The organism is Streptomyces sp. bgisy130 (assembly GCF_057708345.1).
Window position 1 is genome coordinate 71,559 of the sequence record NZ_JBYISA010000007.1, and the last position, 23,174, is coordinate 94,732.

Below are 23,174 nucleotides of genomic sequence, written 5' to 3' on the forward strand. Positions count from 1 at the left end.
CCGGAACCGCCACGGCCCGAGCCACGCCCTGGGCCCGGCCCCTCCGCCACGCAGCCGCGCACGGGGGCGCCGAAGCCGGATCCCGCCCCTGGCCCGACTCCCGCACCGGGGCCCCCGTCCCCGAAGCCTTCGTCGAAGCCTTCTCGCCCGGCGTCCCCGGAGCCGGCGCCAGGGCCGACGCCGCCGGCGTGCGAGGTGATGGGGAAGGAGTGCGTCAAGGACACCTCCTCGGGCTGGGACGTACTCACCGACTTCCCCGACATGATCGTGGACGCGATCACCTCGTTCCTGGGCATGCTGATCGAGCAGGTCATGAAGCCGGTCCGCGAGTTCCTCGCCGACACTCTTCTGGCAACTCCGGACGTCACCAAGCACGCCGACGTCAAACGGCTGTGGGCCGCCATGCTGAAGATCACCTTCGGCATCTACGTGCTGTTCGTCTCTGCCGGCGGCATCACGGTCATGGGCTACGAGACCGTCCAGACCCGCTACGCGCTCAAGCAGATCCTGCCGCGGCTGCTGTTGGGGATGGTCGCGGCCACCACCTCGCTGACCGTGATGGGCAAGGCGATCGGCCTGTCCAATGCCCTCGCCCACGCGATCATGGCTACGGACATGGCGGATGCCGGGCAAGGCATGGTCGAACGCGTCCTGCCGTTCGCACTGTTCGGCGTCGCGGGACTGAAGCTCTACCTGCTTCTGCTGGCGATCTTGATGGTGGCGCTGGTCCTCGCGGTCCTGATCGGCTTCATGGTGCGCGTCGCGGTATTGGCGCTGCTGGCCGTGTGCGCACCCCTCGCCCTGGCGTGTCATGCCCATCCGCTGAGTGATCCGGTGGCCCGGCTGTGGTGGCGGGCTCTGGGCGGCTGCCTGGTCATCCAGGTCGCGCAGTCGATCACGTTCATTCTCGCCGTCAAGCTCTTCTTCGCTCCCGGGGCGACGACGCTGGGTATCCCGAAGTCCGACCAGCTCGGCACGATGCTCGCCGGTCTCGGCCTGTTCTGGGTGCTGTTCAAGATTCCCGGATGGGCATTGCAGGTGGTCCTGCGTGGCGCCCCCATCCACCAGCCGCACGCGCCTGCTGCCGTACGGATGGTGCGTCACCTGGCGTTGTACCGGCTCATGGACCACTACCTGCCCGGCATCGGGCTGCTGCGGCGCCGCCCCGGTGGCGGACATGGCGGCGGAGGCGGGGGCGGGGGCCGTGGCGGTCTGTCGGGGCTCGGTCCGCGACATGGCGGACCAGGGGGTGGGGGTGGCCGCCCGGGACGTGGCGGGAGGCGTGGTGGCCGGTCTGGTGCGCCCGGATCTGGGAGTGGCGGGGACGGGCGAGGCCGGGCGCCGGTCGCCCGTGGCCGGGTTGGCTTGCATCGCGCCGAAGGGCGAACTGCTGCGCACCGGCTGGCGCTCACAGCCCCGGAGGCTGGTCCAACGCACCAAGCCGGGGCTGCCGGCGTGACGCCCCCACCACCCGGGGGGCCGAAGCGTCGCGGCATCACGTCCCGTGCGCCTGGAGGCCCGGCGCCTCGAAGCCCTGGACCGAAGGGAGCCCTCCTCGCCCCTGCATCAAAGGGCCCCCGTGTGATCCATCCCGCCCAGGCCACCCCCCGTCGCATGCGGCCACTCTCGCCGCCCATCCCCACCGAAGCCGCCCCCGTCCAGCCACTGCCGTCTTCCCGGTGCTTGCCGCCACCGCAACCCTCGCGCCCTGCACCAGCACCGGCGCCGCGTGCGCGCCAAATGCCGCTGCGCGCCCCCGCCGAGCATGTACGCGTGCGCCCGCCCCAGCCCATCCAGCTACGGCTCCCCTTCGAAATGCCCTGGAGGTAACCCCGTATGAATGACCCCGACACCCCGGCAGGCGCGCCGCACTCCACGCGCATTCCCGCGGACATCTCCCGCCCCGACCGGCTCCTGGGCCCCTTCACCGCCCGGCAGACCGCCATCCTCGCCACCGCAGCCGGAGCCCTCTACGGCGGCTGGTGGGTGACCCGGGCCTTCATGACACCCCTCACCTACGCGGCGCTGGTGATCCCCGTCGCCGGGGCGGTGGCCGCGCTGGCGCTCGGCCAGCGGGAGGGCATCGGCCTGGACCGCTTCCTGGCAGCTGCCCTCGCCCATGCCCGCACCCCCAAACGCCGGGTCGATGCTCCCGAAGGCGTCCCACCGCTGCCTGCCGTCGTCCCCTCCCGTTGGGCGAAGGCCGCTGGACCGCCTCCGGCCGCCATGCGTATGCCGTACGACGGCGTGACCGCGGACGGAGTGCTCGACCTCGGTGCCGAGGGCCGTGCCGCCGTGGCGACGTGTTCCACCGTCAACTTCGAGCTGCGTTCGGGCGCCGAGCAGCAGGGGCTGACCGCTGCCTTCGCCCGCTGGCTCAACTCTCTGACCGGCTCAACCCAGCTGCTGGTGCGCTGCCACCGTGTCAACCTCACCTCCCTCGCCGGCGCGCTTCAGCGCAACGCCGCTGCTCTGCCGCACCCGGCGCTGGAGCAGGCCGCCCGCGCCCACGCTGACTTCCTCGCCGACCTGGCCGCCGGCGACAACCTGCTGAGCCGGCAGATTCTCCTGGTTGCCCGCGAGCAGCCCCCGCCCCGCGACGTGCGGCACGGTTCGGGCGAAGGTCGGGTGTTGCAGCGCCTCGACGAAGCCGCCCGCGCCCTGGCATCGGCCGAGATCACCGTTACTCCCCTGGAAGCCGACCGCAGCGCCCGCCTACTCGCCGCGGCGTGCAACCCCGATACCCCCGCCCTCCCTGCCAGCGGATCGGAAGGTGACCGCGTATGACCCGCCTGCTCTTTGGCCGCCGTCGCCCCTCCCCAGGCACGGCCATCGACAGCGCGGCGCTGCTCGATGCGGCCGGGCCCGAAGTGATCGAGGTCCACGCCCGCGCGCTGGCGATCGGCGCCCATCTGGCCACCACCCTGGTCGTCACCGGCTACCCGGCCGAAGTCACTCCCGGCTGGCTGGCCCCGCTGCTGAACTTCCCCGGGCACCTCGACATCGCCCTGCACATCGAGCCCGTGCCCAACCCGGTGGCTGCCGACGGGCTCAAGAAACAGCGCGCCCGCCTCGAATCCGGCCGTCGGTCCCGCTACGACAAGGGCAACCTGGATGATCCGGACGTGGAGGCCGCCGCCGCGGACGCCGCCGAACTCGCCTACCGCATCGCCCGCGGCGAGGGAAAGCTCTTCCACGTCGCCCTCTACCTGACCGTGCACGCCGCGGACGAGGACTCGCTCGCCGAGCAGGCCGCCGCCGTCCGCGCGATCGCCGAGTCCCTGCTCATGTCGGTGGCGCCCACCACCTACCGGGCCCTGCCCGGCTGGCTGGCGACCCTCCCGCTCGGCATCGACACCCTCAAGATCCGCCGCACCTTCGACACCGCCGCGCTCGCCGCGTGCTTCCCCTTCATCAGCCCCGACCTACCTCCTGCCACCGGCACGGACGGCGAGGCCGCAGGGGTCTTGTACGGGCTCAACGCCGTATCCGGCGCACCGGTGCTGTGGGACCGCTTCGCCCAGGACAACTACAACTCCATCACCCTGGCCCGCTCCGGCGCCGGCAAGTCCTACCACGCCAAACTCGAACTCCTCAGGCTCCTGTTCACGGGCGTCACGGCCTCCGTGATCGACCCGGAAGACGAGTACGTGCGCGTCGCCGAGACCGTCGGCGGCACTGTCATCGCGCTCGGCGCAGACGGCGTACGCCTCAACCCCTTTGACCTCCCAACAGGGCAAAAGGACGGCGAACACGAGGATCTCCTGACCCGCCGTGTGCTGTTCCTGCACACCTTCCTCGCCGTCCTGCTGGGCACGGACCTGGCCACGACCGAGAAGGCAGCGCTCGACCGAGCGATCCTCGCCGCATACGCGCGTGCCGGGATCACCGCCGACGCCCGTACGTGGACCCGCACCCCGCCCACGCTTGCCGACCTCGCCGCCGTTCTGGCCGACGACGGCAGCCAGACGGCGGCAGACCTCGCCGACCGGCTCGCCCCCTACACCACCGGCTCGCACGCCCGGCTGTTCAACGGCCCCAGCACGGCCGCCACTTCCGGTCACCTAGTGATCTACGCACTCCGCCAGCTACCGGAAGAGGTCAAAGCGCCGGCGATGCTGCTCGCCCTTGACGCGGTCTGGCGGCAGGTCGCCCATCGCGCCCAGCAGGGTCGGCACCTCGTAGTGGTGGATGAGGCATGGCTGCTGATGCGCGACGGCGCCGGGGCCCGTTTCCTGTTCCGTATGGCCAAGGCCGCCCGCAGGTACTGGACAGGCCTGGCCATGGTCACGCAGGACGCCGATGACGTGCTCGCTTCCCCGCTAGGGCGGGCGATCGTCTCCAACGCCGCCACCCAGATCCTGCTGCGCCAGGCACCGCAGGCCATTGAGACGATCAGCGAGAACTTCCACCTCTGCCACGGCGAACGGGAATACCTGCTCTCCGCCTCCCGCGGTGAGGCACTGCTGCTGACCGGCGACCGCCGCCACAAGGTCGCCCTGATCAGCGTCGCGGCCCCCGGCGAACACGACGTGATCACCACTGACCCCGGCGAACTCGCCGCCCAGCGCCTCGACAGCGACCTCGATCCCGACGGCTCGTACAACGAAGAGTCCTTCGACGACGAGGACTGGACCTCATGAGGGCTCACACGCTCACTTTCCCGTCACAGCCGGGCGGCCCCGCTCTCGACTTCCTGACCGACCCCAACGGCTTCTGGACGGACGTCGGCACCAGTGCCGTCGACTGGCTCGGAACCCGTGCGCCTCTTCTCGCCCCCTGCGCCGCCATCACCGTAGCCGGCGGCTACCTGCTGCGCCGCCACCTAAGCCGGTGGAGGCAGCGCCGTCTCGCCGACGGCGCGCGCTGCGTCGAGATCCTCGTCCCGCCCTTCGTCGCACCCAAAGGCGGCGGAGTCCTCTGGGCCCAGCTCTCCGGTCTTCTCCGTCCGTGGTGGCGGCGTATGACCACTGGCCAGCCTCACCTCGCCTTCGAATACACCTGGTCCCACACCGGTCTGCGTATCCGCCTATGGGTCCCGGGCACCGTCCCCCTGGGGCTCGCGCGCTGCGCGGTGGAAGCCGCCTGGCCCGGCGCCCACACCCGCGTCACCGACCCTGTCCCCCTCCTCCCGCGCGGGCACGCCGTCACCGCCGGACGCCTGCGACCGGCTCGGCCCGGCATCCTTCCCCTGCGCACCGACCACCCCACCGACCCCTTGCGCGCGCTGCTCCAGGCCGCCACCGGTATGGCCGAGCACGAGGCCGCCTGCGTCCAGATCGTGGCCCGGCCCGCCACCGGCCGGTCCCTGCGCCGCGCCCACCGTCAGGCCCGCCGTCTCAAGGCCGGGCGCACCTCTGCCCGCATGCCCGCCCTGGCTGCGCTACTCCTGCACCGCCCCCAGCCCGCCACCGCCAGCAAACAGGACCCCGAACACGGCACCGCTGTAAGACAGTCGGCGCAAAAGCTCTCCGGGCCGCTGTGGCAGTGCGCCCTCACGTACGCCGCTACTTGCGCCCCCGAAAACGAACGCGCCGATGACGTGGTGCGTGGCCGGGCGCACGCCCTGGCGTCCGCCTTCGGCCTGTTCGCCGAGCGCAACTACCTCGCCCGCACCCGCATCGCCCGCCCCGAACCACGTCTGAGCACACGGCACTTCCCCTCCCGTACCGCACTGCTCTCCGTACCGGAACTCGCCGCCCTCGCCCACCTCCCCTTCGACGCCGACGCGCCGGGCGTACGACGAGCCGGCGCCCGCTCCGTCCTGCCACCCCCGCAGATTCCCGAACCCACCCCTGGAGGCGGCGTCAAACCCCTGGGCCGCTCCGATATGGGGGCTCGCCGCGGCGTGGGACTCGCGGTCGCCGATGCCCGCCATCACCTCCACGTCATGGGCGCGACAGGATCGGGCAAGTCCACCCTCATCGCCAACCTCGCCCTCGACGACGTAAGCAGTCACCGCGGCGTCATCGTCATCGACCCCAAGGGCGACCTGGTCACCGACCTCCTGGACCGCCTCCCCGACACCTGCGCCGACCGGCTCGTGCTCATCGACCCCGACGACCCTCACCCGCCCCCGTGCCTGAACGTGCTCGACGGCACGGACATCGACGTCGTCGTCGACAACATCACCGGCATCTTCCGCCGGATCTTCACCGCCTTCTGGGGACCGCGCACCGACGATGTGATGCGCGCCGCCTGCCTGACTCTCCTCAAACACCGTCACCGCACCGGCCAGCTGGTCACCCTCGCCGACATCCCCCGTCTGCTGGGCGAAAGCGCCTACCGCCTGCGCATCATCCCCGCCCTCCAAGATCCCGTCCTACGGGGCTTCTGGGCCTGGTACGAGTCGATGTCCGAGCCGTCGCGGGCAGCGGTGGTCGGGCCGGTGATGAACAAGCTCCGCGCTTTCCTGCTGCGCGACTTCGCCCGCCGCGCGATCTCCGCCGGCCCCTCCACCTTCGACCTCACCCAGGTCCTCGACGGCGGCATCCTGCTCGCCCGCCTGCCCAAAGGTGCCCTCGGCGAAGAGACCGCCCGCCTGCTCGGCTCCTTCATCGTCGCCGGAACCTGGCAGGCCGCAGCCGCCCGCGCCCGCACCCCCGAACGCCGGCGGATCGACGCCACCCTCAGCATCGACGAGGCCCACAACTTCCTCACCCTGCCGTACCCGCTGGAGGACATGCTCGCCGAGGCGCGCGGCTACCGCCTATCGATGCTCCTGGCTCATCAGCACCTCGCCCAGCTCCCCCGAGACCTGCGCGAAGGCATCTCCGCCAACGCCCGCAACAAGGTCTTCTTCAACGCCTCCCCGGAAGACTCCAATGCCCTGGAGCGCCACACCCTTCCCGCACTGGCCGCACACGACCTCGCCCACCTCGGGCCCTACCAGGCGGCTGCCCACCTCCTCACCAGCGGCGCGGAAACTGCCGCCTTCACCCTCACCACCCGGCCCCTGCCATCGCCGGCCCCCGGCCGTGCCAAGGATCTGCGGACGGCTGCAGCCGGGCGTACCGGTCCCCGCACCGCCACCCGCCCCTGAGCACTGCACAGACCTCCACTCCATCGGTGGTGACCTGCCATGCCCTCACTTCCACGGCCAGCCTCCGGCCCCGGCTCTCGCTACACGGCCCGCGCCGCCACCACGCGCAGCCGCCCCATCCGGCGGCACGCGGACGTAGCCACCCTCACCCGCAGTCTCACCAGCCGCGACCTGTGGCTGACACGCATGCTCCATGAACACCGCGTGCTGACCACACACCAGGTCGCCCGCCTCGCCTACCCCTCCCTGCGCTCCGCCCAGCGCCGCCTACGCACCCTCCACCAGCACGCGGTGCTCGACTCGTTCCGGCCTCTCACCCAAAACGGCTCGGCCCCCGAGCACTACACCCTCGGCCCCGCCGGAGCCGCCCTCCTCGCCGCCCACGCCGGCCTGGACGTCTCAGTGCTCGGCTGGCGCCCCACGCACAACGGCCGCATCGCCTACTCCCCGTCCCTCGGCCACGACCTGGGCGTCAACGAACTCCTCACCCATCTCGCCGCCCACGCTCACGCCACCCCCTACGCCGGCCTGTCTCTCTGGTTCTCCGAACGCTCAGCAGCCCGCCGCTGGAGCGACATCATCCGCCCCGACGCCTACGCCCACTGGCGCGACGGCGACCGCCTGCTGCCCTTCTTCCTCGAATACGACACCGGCAGCCAACCCCTCCCCCACGTCGAGGCCAAACTCGCCGGCTACGCCGCCTTCACCACCGCCACCAGCACCCGCCCCGCCCTGCTCATCCACACCCGCACCCAGTCCCGCGACCAGGCCCTGCGCCACCGTCTCAGCGCTGCCGCAAGGGAATTGGACCTGAACGTGGCGACCTCGTCCGCGGACTTCACCACCACCAACCCATGGGGCCCCTGGTGGACACCGCTCCAGCCCGCAGCCCACCGCACCACCCTCACCCACCTCGCCGCCCAATGGCCCAGCCTCAGCCCGGCCTCCGGGCTGGAGCCAACCGACGCCGACACCGCACTCACCCTCCCCGTGCCTCCACTGCCGCCCGCCCCGGACACCGCACCATGAGTTCCCTGATCACGAAGGCGGCCACCGGCATCGGGTGCGCGGTCATCGCCCTGCCAGTCCTCGCCGCCCTCGTCATCGCCGCGCCACTCAGCGGCATGTCCTCCGACAGCAACGCGTCAGCCTCCCCAAGCAAACACGCCCGCACCGACATCCCGCCACGCCTCCTCGCCCTCTACCAGCGCGCCGCTCTGGAGTGCCCCGGCCTGCCCTGGACCACCCTCGCCGCAATCGGCAAAGTCGAGACCAACCACGCCCGCCACCCCACCATGGTGTCCTCGGCAGGCGCCGTAGGGCCAATGCAGTTCTTGCCTTCTACATTCAACGCCTACACCCGCCCCGTACCGCCCGGAGGGAAGAGGCCGCCCACCCCATGGGACGCGGTCGACGCCGTGTACGCCGCGACGAGGCTGCTCTGCGCCAACGGTGCCAGGAACGGCAAGAACGTCCATGCCACGGTCTTCGCCTACAACCACTCCCATGCCTACGTGAACCAGGTCCTCAAGATCGCGAATTCGTACGCGGCCGCCGTACCCACCCCAACAGGTGCTGCCGCCAAGGCAGTCGCCTTCGCCCGCTCCCAGCTCGGCACCCCGTATGTGTGGGGTGGCGACGGACCTTCCGAGGGCGGGTTCGACTGCTCCGGCCTCACCAAGGCCGCCTACCGCGCCGCAGGCATCACCATCCCCCGCGTCGCCCAGGCCCAGTACAGCGCCGGCCCCCGCCTCCCGAAAGGCGCCTCCTTCGCCCCAGGCGACCTGCTGTTCTTCGGCCCCAGCCCCCGGCACATCACCCACGTCACCCTCTACACCGGCGGCGGCAACGCCATCGACGCCCCACACTCCGGAGCAGTCGTCCGCCAAGCCCCGGCACGCACTACGGCTCCCGCCTTCCAGGGCGCTACGCGACCCGCGGCACGAGCAGGCGGTGCCCGGTGAAGCAGATCGAGGCCCGCGAAGCCGTCGAGCTCCTGCGCAACATGACCCGCGTCCTGTGCGTCGTCGGGATCCTGGCGCTCGTCTTCACCACGGTCAACGTCACCCGCTTCGCCACCAGCCGACACGTCCCCCTCCCCATCGCCGTCCTCCTCGACCCCATGATCGGGACCGCGCTCGCCGGCGTCCTCTACGTCGACGCACGCCTGGCCGCCTGGGGCATCCGCCCACCAGCCTGGTCAACCACCCTCCGCTGGAGCGCCGGCTCCACCGCCGCCCTGATGAACACCTGGGAGAGCCTGTGGCCCGACGGCCAGATCGGCTGGCCGAACCAAGCAGATCCGGCAGCCGTCCTGCTCCACCTCACCCCCGCGCTCCTCCTCATCGCGCTCACCGAGACCATCGCCGCCTACCGCCGCACCATCACCGACCTCCTGGACCAGATCGGCCCCGCCGACTCCACCGATCCGACGGATCCGACCGCCCCGTCCACCGCTCTGGCACCCCGATCGGCCCCGCCAGCCACCCAGCCGGACACGACCCCCCTGATGGCCAACACCTCAGATCACATCCCGTCCGGGCGCAACCTCCCAGACGGGCCCGGCACCCGGCCCTACGCGGCCGACAGCGCACCCCACGGCCGATCGTCCATTCCCTACCCGCCAGCACCCCACACCGGGGCGGCAGACGCCGACGTATGGCCGCACGCCATCGTCGTCGACAACGCCGCCCGCGCCGCCACCGGCAAGCCAGCGAGCATCTGGCGCCTTCGCACCGATCTGCACATCGGCCCCAAACGCGCCCGACAGATCCACCACCATCTCCGAAACCGCCACCCCGACCCACCACCCCCCATCGAATGAACCACCCCGCGCTCCGCTCACGCCCCGGAACTGACCCGAGGCCCGGAAGAAACCCACGACACCCGCGGTAGACCGATCGAGATCGGCGAACCGCTCTACCCTCGATCCGTCCCGAACCTCGCGCCACCACTCTGACCAGCACCGATCCCATGCGATCGGGCCGCTTGACTTCCCACCCGGTTCGAGCGTCCATGGTCGTGGCCGACGAGCCGCGGGCCGCATCACGCGAACCCGCGCTCACCACAGCCACGTTCGCCAGGACACACGCGATGCGCACGCGCCCGGCGAACACCCGCGGCCCGCCCACGCGGGCCCGCGCCCCGGCCGGGGACCTCACCACCCGTCTCACCACGGAATCGAGGCCCCCTCATGTCCGACACCACCTCTGGCAGGACACCGACGCAGAACCCCATCCCCGAACCGCTGACCGGGCTGACCGACGCACAAGCCGCCATCTACACCGAACTGGTCGGCCTCACCGAACCGGCCACGGTCATCGAAATCGCCCTCGCCGCAGGCGTAGGCAAGTCCACCGCTGGACGGGCACTCCCCCTGCTGGAGCAGCGCGGCCTGGCCGTACGTACCCCCGGCGGGCACAACGGTCCGTGCCGCACGCCCGACGTCTGGTACCCCACACCCCCAGCGCCTGCCCCCGTGGACACCAGCGGCGAAGCGAACCGTCAGGCACCTTCGGATACCCAGCCTGAACTCCCCATCGCCGATACTCCGGAACCGGACAGCGACAACGCAGTCCACGAGGAAACCCCGCACGACGAGACCGCGCCCAAGCCCCCAACCTCGCCGGACATCAACAGCACGGACACCACCACCGGAGAGGACAGCAACGCGCCCCAGGCGGCAGTACCCCCACAGGGCACCGCGCGCAGCGGGGGCGGCAACAGCTACGACAACGGCGTGCGGAGCGAGGACCACAACGACTCCTCTGCCTTGGAGGAAAGCCCCGAACCGCAGCCGGAGCTGGCGCAACCCATCACTCTGTCTGATCAGAAGAGGCGGCTCGCCCCCGGAGCGCTGCGGCAGATGGTCGTCGACCATCTCCACGCGCACCCCGACGAAGCATTCACCGCCACCAAGATCAGCCGTGGCATCGAGAAGTCCTCCGGCGCAATCGCCAACTCCCTCGCCACACTGGTCCGCCTCGGGATCGCCGAGCAGGTCAGCGACACACCACGCACATTCCGCCTGGCCAGTTCCACCCAGGCCGGCGACACCCCCTAACCGCTGATGCCACGGCCGGGCGCACCCCGCACACCTACGCGGGGTGCGCCCGGCCCTCGGTACCCGTGACGGCGCTCGATGATGCGGCCGCACTGTCCGCTCAGCCCAGCCCAAGGCGTTGTTTGTGCGTGTATCCGGGAACCGGAAGGCCGTCACACACAGGCCCGTGCCGCGCGGCTGGTGTGCGGGCAGTGCTGCTACGACGGCGTGGACGAGATGGAGCGCCTGGCAGCGCTCGCCAAAAAGCCATCGTGAGCGCCGCCGAGCCGGGGACGGACAGGCTGCTGGTCGCGGAACTGGTGGGGCTGCTCAACGATGCCGAGCACTACAGCGGCGGCCCCGGCTCCACCTCCGACAGCCGTCTGGACCACCTCGACCGCCGGGCCGCGCTGCTGCACCGGCTCGTCGACGCCCCCGGTGACGAGTCCTCCCGCTGCCTCTCGCAGGACGCCGAGGACCACGCCGAAGACGTACGGGCCAGGCCGACGCCTTGGCGCGTGGCTTTGTTCATGAGAACGGACAGCAGATGTTCACCACTTCGGGTTCTGGCTCAATTTCTGTGGAGCGTGGACTCTGCGTGACCGTTGATCTCGGTGATGGCTCTGAGGAGGTCGCCCGAAAACAGCCGTCCATGACCATGCCGTGGCTGACAGTTCTCAGCTGTGAACGAGGTCATGCTCGGCCTGGAGGAGCTGCTGTTCCTCTCGGCCCCAGAGATCGCGGTGGTGTCGGCAGAAGAACACGGTGAGGCGATTCGTCTTGGGATCAGATGCCGGACAGCCGGCGCCCTATGTCCGGGTTGTGGAGTCTGGTCGAGTCGGGTGCACGGCTCGTACCTGCGGTTCCCTGCTGATCTGCCCAGCGCGGGACGGAACGTGGTGCTGTGCCTGCACGTCCGGCGTTTCGTCTGCGCGGATCCCTCGTGCGAACGGCGTACGTTCGCTGAACAGATACCGGGGCTGACCCGCCGATACAGCCGATGGACCGAACGGCTGCGGTCGGCACTGGCCGAGGTCGGCCTTGCGCTCGCCGGCCGGGCCGGCGCCCGCATCGCGGACGTATTCGGGATCGCGGTCAGCCGCAGCACGGTGCTGCGACTGGTCGATGCCCTTCCAGAGCCACGGCCACGGGCCCCGCGGGTGGTTGGCGTCGATGAATACGCGATGCGCAAGGGCCGGGTCTACGGGACCGTGCTGGTCGACGTCGAGACCGGCCGGCCCGTTGACCTGTTGCCGGACCGCGAGGCGGGAACGCTCGCAGCCTGGCTCAGCGAACGTCCGGGGATCGAAGTGATCTGCCGAGACCGTGCCCCGTTCTTCGCCGAAGGCGCCAGAACCGGGGCGCCAACGGCTCTCCAGGTCGCCGACCGATTCCACCTCTGGCACAACCTCAGTGAGGCCGCCGAGCGATGCGTATCGCGGCATCGGATCTGCCTGCGAGCACCGTTCACCCTGCCACGTCAGGAGGCCGCAAAGACCCCTCAACCAAGCGACGGGGTACCCGCATCACCCTGGCCAACAGGGCACCGATTTGCCGACCGCACCCGCGAGAAACACGCAACCGTCCACGCGCTGCTGAGCCAAGGCCACAGCAGGCGAGCCATCGGCCGCCAGCTCCACATGACCCACCGGACGGTCAAACGTCTCGCTGACTCCGCAGCCCCCGAAGACCTCTTTCAAGGCCAGTGGCAAAACCGACCTACGAAGCTCGACGACTTCAAGCCCTACCTGCACGGACGGTGGGCCGAGGGGTGCACGAACGCGTGGACCCTTTGGGAGGAGATCAAGGCTCACGGATATGCCGGCGGATACGGACCGGTACGCGCCTATCTTCGCCCCTTCCGCAAAGCCGTACCGGCGGATGCACGCCCACCCACTCCCCGGACGGTCACCAGATGGATCCTGACTCGCCCCGATGCCCTGCCGGAAAATGACCGGCTCAAACTCAAGTCCGTTCTCACGCACTGCCCTGAACTGGAGGCTCTGACCAGGCACGTCCGTGACTTCGCGCAGATTCTCACCCAGCTTCAGGGTGACCGATTCCTTCAATGGATCGCCGCAGTCCGCGCCGACGACTTGCCCAGCATGCATACCTTCGTCAACGGCCTTGAACGTGACATCGACGCTGTCATCGCGGGCCTCACCCTCCCCTGGAACTCGGGCATCGTGGAAGGTCATGTCAACCGGATCAAAATGATCAAACGTCAGATGTACGGCCGAGCCGGTTTCGCGCTCCTTCGCAAGCGGGTTCTCCTGGGTTGACGGCCACTACCGCGTCGCGGATGTCTGATGCGGAGCCATCGCTGTCACGCCGACGGTCGCAGGGAACTCGGTCAGCTTGCAAGAACTCAGAACCGTGAATCATGGTGAGCGCGTCGTACATGGTTATGGCGAACATTTCGATACGCCCAGCAGAACTGAGCGACCTGGACGAGATCGTTGACGTGCACGCACAAGCCCGTACCGCCTACTACCAAGCCGGAGGGCTGCACGAGGCGGACATCGATACCGCCGACGGAGCGGCGCATCGACGAGGAGGATGGGCACGTTCCATTAAATCGAGTAACAAGAGGGTGCTCTGTGCCCTTCACGCCAGCGAGGTGGCGGGCATCGTAGCCATGGGGCCGCCTCTGTCCTCGATCGCGGAGGCGGACACGGCAACTGTCGGCGAGCTCTATCAGATCCACGTCCTGCCAACGCATTGGGGACAAGGAATCGGCAGCCAACTACACGCGACATTCATCCAGTACCTGCACGAAGCAGCTCTGCCCATAGGGCAGGTGGAGGCGTGGGACCGGAATCACCGCGCGCAAGCCTTCTACTTCCGGCATGGATGGCGCCCAACTGGACACCGGCGCCAGGGACCAGACCGCTCCAGCTACATACGCATGCACCTCAACGCAGAGACAGCTTGACCTTCAGCTCCCAGACCCAGCTGTCACTCAGCGTAGGCCGACCACAAAAGTTGATCCAGAACCCGAAGTGGTGAACATCTGCTGTCCGTTCTCATGAACAAAGCCACGGCGCGAGAGTGCGGCGACCCAGCGCCCGCACCGCGCCAGTTGAGTGATGTGCGTACTACAACGGTGCTGGACAGTCCGTGATGTGGATTTATCAGGGCACGCACCGGCGCCTGACTGACGGTCAAACAGCGCGCAGTCGAGGAGGGTCAGGCTGCTCCGGCTCGACCTCCGCAACGACCGTGAGGGGAACTGGGGCCTCGGCGTCGGTAGCCTCCTCCGCCCGGCGGCGCAGCTTCGACTTAAGGCTGATCAGCCCACTCTTGACGTGCGGCGCGGCCTTCATCGCAGCGGCTCCCAGTGCGACGCCCGTGCCGAGGATCACCAGGGCCGTCTTGGTCCCGTCGAACAGCACGGCGTGCGTGTTGAGCGTGTTGTCGTCATCCCGCGCCAGCGGGCTCTTTCCGCCCGGAGTGCTCGACTGCGAGAAGTGTGTGTCGGAGGGACGCTGCGTCAGCATCAGTTCCCAGATCGAGTCGCCCCGGTTGAACTCCATGACGCAACTGTAGAGGCGACCAGGCACGCCGCGGCCCGGAATGTAAATTTCTCCACTTTGGTCAGCGGACGGGGGCCCGAAGTTCTTGACACCCTTTCAGTCAAGGTCTTCGGGTCCCCAAGGGTGGCCTGCCGGCCGCCATAGCGCCGGGCAATCTGTGTCTGTTGGGTACCGTCGTCTACTCCTGAACGAAGTCGTAGATAGCCCGTTGAGGGTCGGTTTTGACGATGAGCCCGTCCGCGCACAGGTCGCGCAGGATCTGCCGGACCCTTTTCTCCGCTGCCCGTTGGTCTTCCCACACGTGACCGTGGTCGCCCAGAGCCTTAATGGCACGCTGCGGGTCCCAGGTGCCGCCGAGGGCGCGAATGGCCTGGGTGAGGACATGCCGGTCGGGATGATCCTTCTTGCGGTGGTTGGCGATGCTGGCAGGGGCGCCACTGTAGTTGCAGTCGGCGCACTTCTCCCACGAGCAGTCCGGATCGGTGACGGCAGCGTGGCGGATGGAATGGTGCGAGCCGAAGCCGTGGGCGTGGAGCAGTTGAGCGACGGACCCGTCGTACTTGAGGGCCATGAGCGCCGCTTCGGCGATCTTGTCGTGGCCGGCGGCGAAGAACTTGCCCAGGCCGACGTCCTTCCCGCAGCCGCACCAGCACTTGCCGGTCGGGATGAGGCGAGGCTTCTCATTACTTGACATGAATCCAAGGTAGCAACCCTTGAATTGAAGTCAAGACATAAACCCAAGGGTGACATTCAAGGGTTGGTCGACGTAAGCGGGCATACAGCCGCAAGCCGACTTCATGCACAGCAGGGTCAGCGGCGTGCGTCGCCGGGGGCGAGCAGGCTGGTCAGCTCAGAGATCGCCTCGGGAGACGGCTCGAAGTACCGGCGGACTTTCTCCGGCTTCTTGTGCCGGGGCTTGGCCATCAGCATCAGCAGGGAGGCACCCTGCTCTCCGCGGTGGGTGAGGGCGGAATGGCGGTACTCGTGCAGGTCCCATCCTGTCCCCGGCCCGCGCATGGGGGTGTGCTCAGGGCGCGGGCCAGCCCGGTGTCCGGGGAAACGCCGTGCGGGCTGGCCGCCTTCCCCGGACCGGGACGGCGATGGGGGACGAACACCGGGTCACGGGTGCGGCCCCGCAGCAGGCGAGGCAGGAGCCGGGCGGTGCCAGCGTCCCAGTAAACCGTCTCCAGCACGAAGTCCTCGCGCGACGGGCCGACGGGTGCTCGGGGGGGGAACCGGCCCCGGATTCGGACTTGGCCGTAGATGGCATGGACGGCTACGGCGCCACCGTCGTACTGGGTGTCGTGGGTGAGGACTGCGGAGCGCTGTTTGAAAGACTCGACGAGTCGGCGTACCCCTTCGCCGCGTGTGATGCCCCATGCCCCGGCCAGAAGAGTGATGTCCGTGTGGGTGGCGTGGTCGAGGTAGACCGGGTGTTCATTGAGCATGCAGCTTTTCTCCTCAGCTTGGGGATTCAGCCTGTGTGTGCGGTGTCGGATGTGCAGGGCCGGCATCAGGATCCGGCCGGTGCGCGGCTTCCCGAGGGACGGCCGGCCTGCTTGCCGCCCCGGGCGGTGCCGGGGCGGCACGGTGGTCAGGTGGTGGTGGTCAGGGCGGCGGTGGCGGCTTTGCCGATGGCGGTGGCGGCCTGGGCCGGTTCGGCCAGTTCCAGCACGGTGGCTCCGGGCAGGGGTCGGGGGTCGGGGGCGAAGGCAAGCCACAACACGGCGCAACCTGCCTTTCGCAGGGCGGTGATGCGGGTAGTGGCGCGGACGGCCTCCTCGGGGGCGTAGTAGCCGTCGGAGGCGATGACCAGCAGACGGCCCGCCCCGTGCCGGTCGAGGCTGAGTGCGGCGGTCAGGGCGTCGGTGGCCTCGGCGAGGCAGTGCCCCCTCCCGTTCGCGCTGAATTGTGTGACGGACCTGGGGACGCGTCCGGGGACGGTGATCGCGGTGACCGAGCGGTCGTAGGCGACGGTGGCGCTGCGGGAGTCGGGGTCGGTCAGCGCGGTGGCCTTGGCAAGGATCCAGGCGGCCGAGGCGATGGGGGCAGTGGCGCGGTGCATCGAGCCGGAGACGTCCACGGCGATCCCAACCCGCAGCGGTGGGGTGGGGGTCGGACGATGCACCGTCCGGGTCCAGGGTGTTGCGGTGGCGGTGGCGCCTGCGGCGCGTTGGGCGTCGCGGGCCAGAGCCTGGCGCATGTTGAGGCGTCCGGGCGGGGCAGCGGAGGCGGTGTGGGTGGTGGTGCGTTCCCGGTAGGCGGCGGCTCGCAGTGCCCTGGCCAGGCGTCCGGCTGCGGCCTTCTCGCCTGCTTGCGGCGGCCGGGTGCCGTTCACCGGTGATCGGTGGCGGCCCTTGTTGGCGTTTTTCGGGGTGAAGGGACGGCCGTCGGAGCCGAAGACCTTCTCGGCGGTCTTCGCGGCCTGCCTCGCTTGGGCGGCCTGGTCGGCCTTGGCCTGTGCGCGGGCCGCTCGGGCTGCGGTGACCTTGGCCTCGGCTGCAGCCTGGGCGGCCTCGTTCGCCTGGACCTGACTGATCACCTTGCCGACGGCTTCGGCCAGTTCTCCCTTCCGACCGTTCGACGGGGCCGGAGTTGGTGCCGGTGCGGCGGCTTCGGCACCGAGGGCCTGGCACCAGGCGCGGGCGTGTTTCATCATCGCCGGGGCGTCCTCGTCGCCGGTGGTGTGGGCTGCCGTCCAGATGTCGGCGAGGGTTTGGAGAAGGTCGGGGCCAAGGATGCCGGTGAGGGTGTTCTCCAAAGGTTCGGTCTCGTCCGGGTCGAGGATTCCGGCGTCCCGGCGGGCGAGGATCAGCCCCGCCGCGAGGGCTGCCTGCCATCGGGTGGTGGGGGCGGTGCTGGTGAAGTCGTCCAGCACCAGGGTGCGCACGGCAGCGCGCAGGTACCGGCGGTCGTTGAGGCGGCGGCGCAGGTGTGCGTGCTCGGCGCGGGATTCCTCCAGCACTTGGCCCGCCTGGTCCAGGGCTGTTCCGCGCAGCGGCGGCGGGGTGTGCCAGCGGCTGTGGACGGCGTGCGCGGCTTCGTGGACGAAGGCTCCCCAGGCAGCGGGGTAGCGGTCCTCGTCGCCGGGCCGGGCGGGGTGGATGGTGGCGGGGGCAAGCGGGGTGAAGAGGGCGGCGTCGATCTCCAGCTCGGCGGTGGTGGGGTAGAAGGCGGCGGGGGCGCCGGAGCGGGTGCCCTGTTTGCAGGTGACGAGGATGTCCTCGCGTCCGGTGAGTTCCGGCAGCCGGGCGCTGAGGGCTGCGGCGATGCGCAGCCAGTGGGCGTGCTGCGCGCTGGGGCGGGGTTCGGCGAGGTTGCCGCCGTCGTCTGCCCAGCGGGCGGTGGCCCATTCGGTTTCGGACAGGGCGGGCGGGGACGGTGGGAGGTGGTTGTGCAGCTGGGCGGCCATGGCTGGGCGTTCCCTTCATGGGAGGTAGGGGTGTGCCGTGGTGGTGTGGGGTCCGCAAGGGGTGGGCCGGTCGGCCCGGCCGGGTGGCCGGGCCCGGCGCGGGGGTTAGAGCTGTCGGCCCAAGGCCAGGGCGGTCACGGGGCGGCCGAGGGCTTTGGTGACGATCTCGGCGACCACATCGCGGTCTTCCAGGGGCGCGACGCCGACCAGGTTGGCGAAGGCGGCCTCGGTGCCCAGGACATCGGCGATCTTCTGGAACGCGATCAACTCCCGTAGCTGCGGGGCCCAGCCGACTTCCCCCGCCTGCTGACCGGTGGCAAGGTGCCGTGCGACGCGCACCGCCGTGCGGTTGATCTTCAAGGAGGCAGCCAGGTCGTAGTCCGAACCGACCTGGATCTGCACGCTGAACCGCGAGGCCAGAGCCTCGGTCAGCACCGCCCCGTGCACGCCCGGGTTGTGACCGGCAATCACGTAGAAGCCGTCGGTGGCGGTGATCGCCTCGCCCTTGTGCGCCTTGACCTGGATCTGGCGCCGTCCGTCCATCGCCGGATACAGGGCGGCCAGCACCTTCGGGGAGATCAGCGTCGCATCGTCCAGCAGGAGGGCACGCCCCTCCTGCATCGCGGTGACCAGCGGCCCGTAGACGAACTCGTACCCGCCGCTGGCGTCCTGGGTGTACTCGCCGATCAGGTCGCCGACCGTGGTGTCACCGTCCCCGGCGACCGTGATCAGGTCGGGGAAAGCGGCCTCGATCAACGAGGTCTTCCCCGTCCCCGGCGGCCCGTACAGCAATACCGCAACCCCCGCTTCGCGCAGCCTGCGCAGCGCTTCGACGTCGGGGAGCTGTGCCAGGGCCCTGGGGTGGTACTGCTGACCGTTCGGGCGGGTGATCGGCTGCGGTCGTCCGCCCGGCGGCGGAGCAGCGGTCGCAGGCTGGGGAGTTGGCCGCGACCGGGGCACCGGCGCAGGCTGACTGGGCCCAGGCGCACTGACCGCAGTCGCCTGCGCTGCGGCGGCGGTCTGGGACGTGGCGCGATACATACGGGGGTTGGAGCCCGCTCGCTCCGCCTCACCCCGGCATACCAGGGTGTCGCAGGCGTTGCCGACAGCGCCTCCCGAATGTCCCAGCATCTTCGCCAGCTCGGTAACGGTGAACATCGAACCTGCGTGATCCACCAGGATCTTCGCCACCCTGGCCCGCAACTCACCTGGGCGCGCCTTCGACGGCGCGGCCAGGGACGCGGGGGCGGCAGATACGGGTTGCGGCTGAGCCTGGGGGTGGGATGGGGATGGGGGCTGCGTCGTCACGGATGACTCCGTTCGTGGTTGCCGGAAGGTGGCAGTCAGCTACTTGTCAGCGGGCGGCGTCTGGCGCGGCACGGCGGGCCGTCGAGGCGGCTGGGGCGGCCGGGAGATGGGCTCGCTGGGGCGTCTGGGCCGGGGGATGCGGGGGATCACGGGGGCGTTGTCGTCCGAGGCATGGCACATGGCGGTTTGCTCCCTCTTCGAGGCGTAGATGGGGCGGGCGATGTCCGGCGGTAATCAGGCACACCGGAATTGTTTTTGGCCGCACTTCACCCGTGCGCGGAAATCCTCCGCGAAGGAATTAGCGGGATTCTCTATTCCCGTTTCCCGGGAACAATTCAAATATAGCTCGACCTGCATTCCAGCTGAAGCCGGATTGGGCTTGATAATGCTGGACTTCTCGCGAATTTACGACGGGAATTCAGGGAGATTCCGTAATGCTCGACACAAGGCGTCGTGGTTCCCGGAATTGACGACCGTTTCCCAGGTGCCTGCATGCGACACGGCCCCCGGCACGGCCCCCGGCACGGCCCCCGGCACGGCCCCCGGCACGGCCCCCGGCACGGCCCCCGGCACGGCCCCCGGCACGGCCCCCGGCACGGCCCCCGGCACGGCCCCCGGCACGGCCCCCGGCACGGCGGCACCTTCGGCTGCGCCTGGGCGCCGCCGCGCTTCCAGGTGTCCGAGGCCGTTCAGTTCTCCAGCAGGAAAAGAGGAGGCTCTTGATTGAGGTGGGAGGAAGTCAGGTCGCGGTGCTGGACGCCGGCATGCACGCAGGTTGCACGGGCCGGCTGCCGGTCACTGGTAGATCGGGATGCGTTGCTGCACAGAGATACAGTCGCTCTCGCCCGCGGGTGGCTCGCAGGCCGCCTGACCTGCGGCTAGGGGCCGGGCGGGGGTGTCGCATCCAAGCGCGTACACCGAAACGGGGAGGGAAACGACGCCCGAAACGACGGGGGAAGCGCCAAAGCGCCTTCGGGCCGCGACGTGGCGGCTCGCAGGCAAGTGACCTGCGATTTCACCCCATCCGGTGTGCGGTGGTCCGCGGTGCGATGAGGGCTTGGGTGGCGGGGTCGGGTTCGAGGCCGAGCTCGGCGAGGTGACGCTCGAGGCGGGTGTATGCGTGGCGAGCAGCGTCGTGGCGGCCAGCGGCCCGGTAGAGGCGGATGGCGTGTTGGGTCAGTCTTTCGTGGTCCGGGTGGAGTGCACCGAGGTGTTCCAGGAGCGCCAGGATGGCGTCCCGTTGCTGCTGGTCGGCAGGGCTGTGCTCGGCTTGGTGGGCCAGGCGGAGGGCGGCGTCGGTGGCCCGGGTGGTGAGGTGCTCGCGGATCGCATCGGCCCACAGATGGTCGGCGCCTTGGGCGAAGGGGCCGCAGTAATGGCTCAATGCCGCGCGCACGTGCGCCAGGGCGTCGGGGGTGGACTCTCCAGTGTTGGAGAAGGCTCTCTTGAGAATTCGAGTGAAATCCGAGAGATCGGTTTCGATGAGGTCAGGGTGGAGTTTATGGAGTTCCCCTTGGCGCAGGATGAATTCCCGGTCGGAGATCCCGGTCGTGGCGCGTAGGGTGCGGCGTACGGCGCGGCGGAGGTTTTTGAGTGCGTTCTGCTCTGTGCCGGGTTCCAGGTGGAGTTTGTCGGCGATATCGGCGGCCAGTAGCCCGGTGGGGTGGGCGGCGAGCAGGGCGAGAAATTCGTGGACTTCGGGTCGCAGGTTGGTGCCGACGGGTTCGTCGTGGCCGCGGACGTAGAGCGTGACGGGACCCAGGACATGGAGGCGTACGGGCGTGGTCTGCTGGAGCCGGGAGGCGGGGGTGGGAGGTGGATCGCTGGTGGCGGCCGGTTCGGGCTCCGGCTCCTCAGGGACGGAGGCGGGCTGCGGCCGGGCTACTCGTGACGGTGGTTGTTGCTTGGGGAGAGCGCGCAGATGAGGGCGCTGGCCGTGGGCACCGAGGAGGACCTCAGTCATGTCACGGCCGGCATCGGGCGTGAGGCGAAACAGTTCCAGCCGGCCTGGATGTCGGGCACTGGTGCCGGACCTGGTGGTGGTGCCGTCGGCGGCAATGTGCCAGTGCTCGGCGCCGGGCAACGGGGTATCGAGGGTGAGCACGGTCAGGATGCCGGGCTGACTGCGGGCGGCCAAGGCCTGGATTTGCCCGGTGTGGGCGGCGTCCGACGTCGCGAGGAGGACCAGCGAACCGGGGCCGCCCGCGTCGGCAATGTTCTCTGCCTCCGGCCCGGGTAGCGACGTATCGCGGTCCTGCTGGGCTCGGGCGTAAGCGACCAGGTGCTGCTCGGCCAGGCGGACCGCCTGCGCGGTGTCGGCAGCCTGGGTCAAGGCGGTGAACTGCGGTGGCAGTCCGATCAGCAGACGGGCGGAGAGTTCTTCGGGGACAACGGCCCTGACGCGCGGTGGACCGGGGCGTTGGCGCTCAGCTGCGGTGAGGATGCCGACCAGCAGGGCGCGGGCGGCGTCCTCGGCGCCCGGGCCGGTCCAGGTGCAGCCACCGGCGGTGGCCAGGGCATCGAGGGGGATTTCGGCGTTGTCGTCGACTCCGATGGTGACCGCGTCCGCGCTGCGGGGTTGCTGCGGTGGTGTGCGGCGGGTGACGAGCGCCTCGGGGTCGTCGGGGCAGCGCGGCTGTGCAGCTGCGTGCGCGGCCTGCGCGGCCTTATCGACCAGTGGGCTCAGGGCGGGTGCCGGAGCTTCGTCGTCGGGTCGGCGCACGCGGCGTTGGTACACGTACCAGTAGCGGCGCGCGGCCAGGAGCCCTGCCGCCGCCGTGACGCCGATCAAACTGGCCTCGCCGAGGCTGATGGCGGCTGGCCCCCTGTCCGCGTCCACCTTCCCGTCAGCAGTGTCACCCTCCTGGCGCGGCCTGGCCGAGGCGGGGTGCGTGCGATCGAGCTGCTGGCCGGCGGCCGGATTCTGGTCGGGTGTCGGCCGTGCAGGGGCTGGCGACTCGGACGACCTCTGCGGTGCGGTATCCGGCGCGGAAGGGCTTGCCGGGCCACCAGCGCTGGGAGGCGTTGATGTGGGCTGATGGCTGACGGTAATGGTCAGTTGCCAGCCGGACTTGAGCAGGTCCGGGTCCGTGAGCTGAGCCCCGTCGCGTTGTACGCGGTCTTTGTTGAGTGCGTAGATCCGCGGCCACTTCAGCGCGTCGCCCAAGTGCGTGCGGGCGATGTCCCACAGGGTGTCGCCTTCCCTCACCGTGTACTCAACGTGCCGGACCGCCGCAGCGCAGGCATCCCGCTCAGGGTGGCCGGGATGGAACGCCGCTGTCGAAGCCTTGACGGGTCCGGGAGCGGCTGGCAGGCGGCCTGTGGTCTTCTGCCCCGTCGAGGGGTTGAGAGGCGCCGTCACAGCGATCGGCGGCCGGACCGTGTGCGCCGCGGACGGCTGGTGGGCGCTGGCGGTTGAGGGGCGCCAGAGGCTGAGCAGGGCAACCACGAGGGTGCCGATGCACAGAGCGGCCAGCGAGCCCTTCACGGACAAGGCGGCCACATGCTCCTTGTGGGTGCGGCGGTCGTGCAGCAGCTGCGGCAGGTGGGCCGTGTACCAGCAGATTTCCCGGACCACCGTGCAGGCGAAGGCGGCCCAGCACACCCAACCCACCACGGCCAGCAAGTCGATGACCAGCGGGTCGCTGATCGGTTCCGCCAGTCGTGTGCCCAGCTCCTGCCAGGAGGAGATGCGGTTGGGCCAGGGAACACCGGTGGCCTGCCACAGGACGTAGGGCATTCCGGCCAACAGTGCGAGTGTGAAGGAGAGAGTGCTGAGCACCGTGAGGCCCGCGGTCAGACGCTCGCGTAGGGCACTGTGAGGGGTCATCGCCG

Annotated in this window: 16 protein-coding genes and 1 pseudogene; 11 read left to right on the top strand and 6 right to left on the bottom strand. The window is 69.9% G+C overall.

Annotated elements, in window-relative coordinates:
• Positions 1-198 precede the first annotated feature (198 nt).
• From AC3EUV_RS12150 to AC3EUV_RS12200, 11 genes are all read left to right on the top strand, one after another.
• Complete coding sequence (locus AC3EUV_RS12150) at positions 199-1,830, top strand: TrbL/VirB6 family protein (RefSeq protein ID WP_435602849.1); 1,632 nt, start codon at positions 199-201, stop codon at positions 1,828-1,830.
• A 6-nt stretch (positions 1,831-1,836) separates the two neighbouring features.
• Positions 1,837-2,787, top strand: a complete 951-nt coding sequence (locus AC3EUV_RS12155) for a PrgI family protein (RefSeq protein ID WP_435602850.1) — start codon at positions 1,837-1,839, stop codon at positions 2,785-2,787.
• Entirely contained in the window at positions 2,784-4,643 is a 1,860-nt protein-coding gene (locus tag AC3EUV_RS12160; protein ID WP_435602851.1) for a VirB4 family type IV secretion system protein, read from the top strand. The genes AC3EUV_RS12155 and AC3EUV_RS12160 overlap by 4 nt, the downstream gene beginning before the upstream one ends.
• Positions 4,640-7,042 carry a DUF8128 domain-containing protein gene (locus AC3EUV_RS12165; protein WP_435602852.1) on the top strand — a complete coding sequence of 801 codons (2,403 nt, stop codon included), beginning with the start codon at positions 4,640-4,642 and terminating at the stop codon, positions 7,040-7,042. The genes AC3EUV_RS12160 and AC3EUV_RS12165 overlap by 4 nt, the downstream gene beginning before the upstream one ends.
• Before the next feature lie 39 nt (positions 7,043-7,081).
• The gene (locus AC3EUV_RS12170) at positions 7,082-8,071 is read left to right on the top strand and encodes a replication-relaxation family protein (protein ID WP_435602853.1); all 990 of its coding nucleotides are present in this window, start codon (positions 7,082-7,084) and stop codon (positions 8,069-8,071) included.
• Positions 8,068-9,006, top strand: coding sequence for a C40 family peptidase (locus tag AC3EUV_RS12175; protein ID WP_435602854.1), 939 nt, complete (start codon positions 8,068-8,070; stop codon positions 9,004-9,006). Before AC3EUV_RS12170 ends, AC3EUV_RS12175 begins: the two co-directional genes overlap by 4 nt.
• The gene (locus AC3EUV_RS12180; RefSeq protein ID WP_414504770.1) at positions 9,003-9,866 is read left to right on the top strand and encodes an extensin; all 864 of its coding nucleotides are present in this window, start codon (positions 9,003-9,005) and stop codon (positions 9,864-9,866) included. Before AC3EUV_RS12175 ends, AC3EUV_RS12180 begins: the two co-directional genes overlap by 4 nt.
• A gap of 369 nt (positions 9,867-10,235) precedes the next feature.
• Positions 10,236-11,105 (top strand): helix-turn-helix domain-containing protein, encoded by an 870-nt coding sequence (locus AC3EUV_RS12185; RefSeq protein WP_435602855.1) that lies wholly within the window; start codon positions 10,236-10,238, stop codon positions 11,103-11,105.
• 251 nt (positions 11,106-11,356) lie between these two features.
• Positions 11,357-11,686 carry a hypothetical protein gene (locus AC3EUV_RS12190; RefSeq protein WP_435602856.1) on the top strand — a complete coding sequence of 110 codons (330 nt, stop codon included), beginning with the start codon at positions 11,357-11,359 and terminating at the stop codon, positions 11,684-11,686.
• A gap of 81 nt (positions 11,687-11,767) precedes the next feature.
• Positions 11,768-13,366 carry an ISL3 family transposase gene (locus tag AC3EUV_RS12195; protein WP_435602857.1) on the top strand — a complete coding sequence of 533 codons (1,599 nt, stop codon included), beginning with the start codon at positions 11,768-11,770 and terminating at the stop codon, positions 13,364-13,366.
• A 101-nt stretch (positions 13,367-13,467) separates the two neighbouring features.
• Positions 13,468-14,019, top strand: coding sequence for a GNAT family N-acetyltransferase (locus AC3EUV_RS12200; RefSeq protein WP_254068601.1), 552 nt, complete (start codon positions 13,468-13,470; stop codon positions 14,017-14,019).
• Between the two features lie 229 nt (positions 14,020-14,248).
• Here the strand turns inward: AC3EUV_RS12200 and AC3EUV_RS12205 are convergent, their stop codons facing one another.
• The 6 genes and pseudogenes from AC3EUV_RS12205 to AC3EUV_RS12230 form a co-directional block, all read right to left on the bottom strand.
• Positions 14,249-14,620 (bottom strand): hypothetical protein, encoded by a 372-nt coding sequence (locus tag AC3EUV_RS12205; RefSeq protein WP_435602858.1) that lies wholly within the window; start codon positions 14,618-14,620, stop codon positions 14,249-14,251.
• Positions 14,621-14,798: 178 nt separating this feature from the next.
• On the bottom strand, positions 14,799-15,314 hold the full coding sequence (locus AC3EUV_RS12210; protein WP_435602859.1) for a hypothetical protein: 516 nt from the start codon (positions 15,312-15,314) through the stop codon (positions 14,799-14,801).
• A 116-nt stretch (positions 15,315-15,430) separates the two neighbouring features.
• Positions 15,431-15,834: pseudogene (locus AC3EUV_RS12215) on the bottom strand (site-specific integrase); the annotation flags it as partial.
• A gap of 380 nt (positions 15,835-16,214) precedes the next feature.
• The gene (locus tag AC3EUV_RS12220; protein WP_435602860.1) at positions 16,215-18,032 is read right to left on the bottom strand and encodes a vWA domain-containing protein; all 1,818 of its coding nucleotides are present in this window, start codon (positions 18,030-18,032) and stop codon (positions 16,215-16,217) included.
• 105 nt (positions 18,033-18,137) lie between these two features.
• Positions 18,138-19,223 carry an AAA family ATPase gene (locus AC3EUV_RS12225; protein ID WP_435602952.1) on the bottom strand — a complete coding sequence of 362 codons (1,086 nt, stop codon included), beginning with the start codon at positions 19,221-19,223 and terminating at the stop codon, positions 18,138-18,140.
• Positions 19,224-20,355: 1,132 nt separating this feature from the next.
• Positions 20,356-23,169 carry an AfsR/SARP family transcriptional regulator gene (locus AC3EUV_RS12230; protein WP_435602861.1) on the bottom strand — a complete coding sequence of 938 codons (2,814 nt, stop codon included), beginning with the start codon at positions 23,167-23,169 and terminating at the stop codon, positions 20,356-20,358.
• Positions 23,170-23,174 lie beyond the last annotated feature (5 nt).

Excerpts from the sequence above, each read along its gene's own strand:
- AC3EUV_RS12150 (WP_435602849.1), top strand. The coding sequence starts at position 199 with ATGGGGAAGGAGTGCGTCAAGGACACCTCCTCGGGCTGGGACGTACTC.
- AC3EUV_RS12155 (WP_435602850.1), top strand. The coding sequence starts at position 1,837 with ATGAATGACCCCGACACCCCGGCAGGCGCGCCGCACTCCACGCGCATT.
- AC3EUV_RS12160 (WP_435602851.1), top strand. The coding sequence starts at position 2,784 with ATGACCCGCCTGCTCTTTGGCCGCCGTCGCCCCTCCCCAGGCACGGCC.
- AC3EUV_RS12165 (WP_435602852.1), top strand. The coding sequence starts at position 4,640 with ATGAGGGCTCACACGCTCACTTTCCCGTCACAGCCGGGCGGCCCCGCT.
- AC3EUV_RS12170 (WP_435602853.1), top strand. The coding sequence starts at position 7,082 with ATGCCCTCACTTCCACGGCCAGCCTCCGGCCCCGGCTCTCGCTACACG.
- AC3EUV_RS12175 (WP_435602854.1), top strand. The coding sequence starts at position 8,068 with ATGAGTTCCCTGATCACGAAGGCGGCCACCGGCATCGGGTGCGCGGTC.
- AC3EUV_RS12185 (WP_435602855.1), top strand. The coding sequence starts at position 10,236 with ATGTCCGACACCACCTCTGGCAGGACACCGACGCAGAACCCCATCCCC.
- AC3EUV_RS12200 (WP_254068601.1), top strand. The coding sequence starts at position 13,468 with ATGGTGAGCGCGTCGTACATGGTTATGGCGAACATTTCGATACGCCCA.
- AC3EUV_RS12205 (WP_435602858.1), bottom strand. The coding sequence starts at position 14,620 with ATGGAGTTCAACCGGGGCGACTCGATCTGGGAACTGATGCTGACGCAG.
- AC3EUV_RS12210 (WP_435602859.1), bottom strand. The coding sequence starts at position 15,314 with ATGTCAAGTAATGAGAAGCCTCGCCTCATCCCGACCGGCAAGTGCTGG.
- AC3EUV_RS12220 (WP_435602860.1), bottom strand. The coding sequence starts at position 18,032 with ATGGCCGCCCAGCTGCACAACCACCTCCCACCGTCCCCGCCCGCCCTG.
- AC3EUV_RS12230 (WP_435602861.1), bottom strand. The coding sequence starts at position 23,169 with ATGACCCCTCACAGTGCCCTACGCGAGCGTCTGACCGCGGGCCTCACG.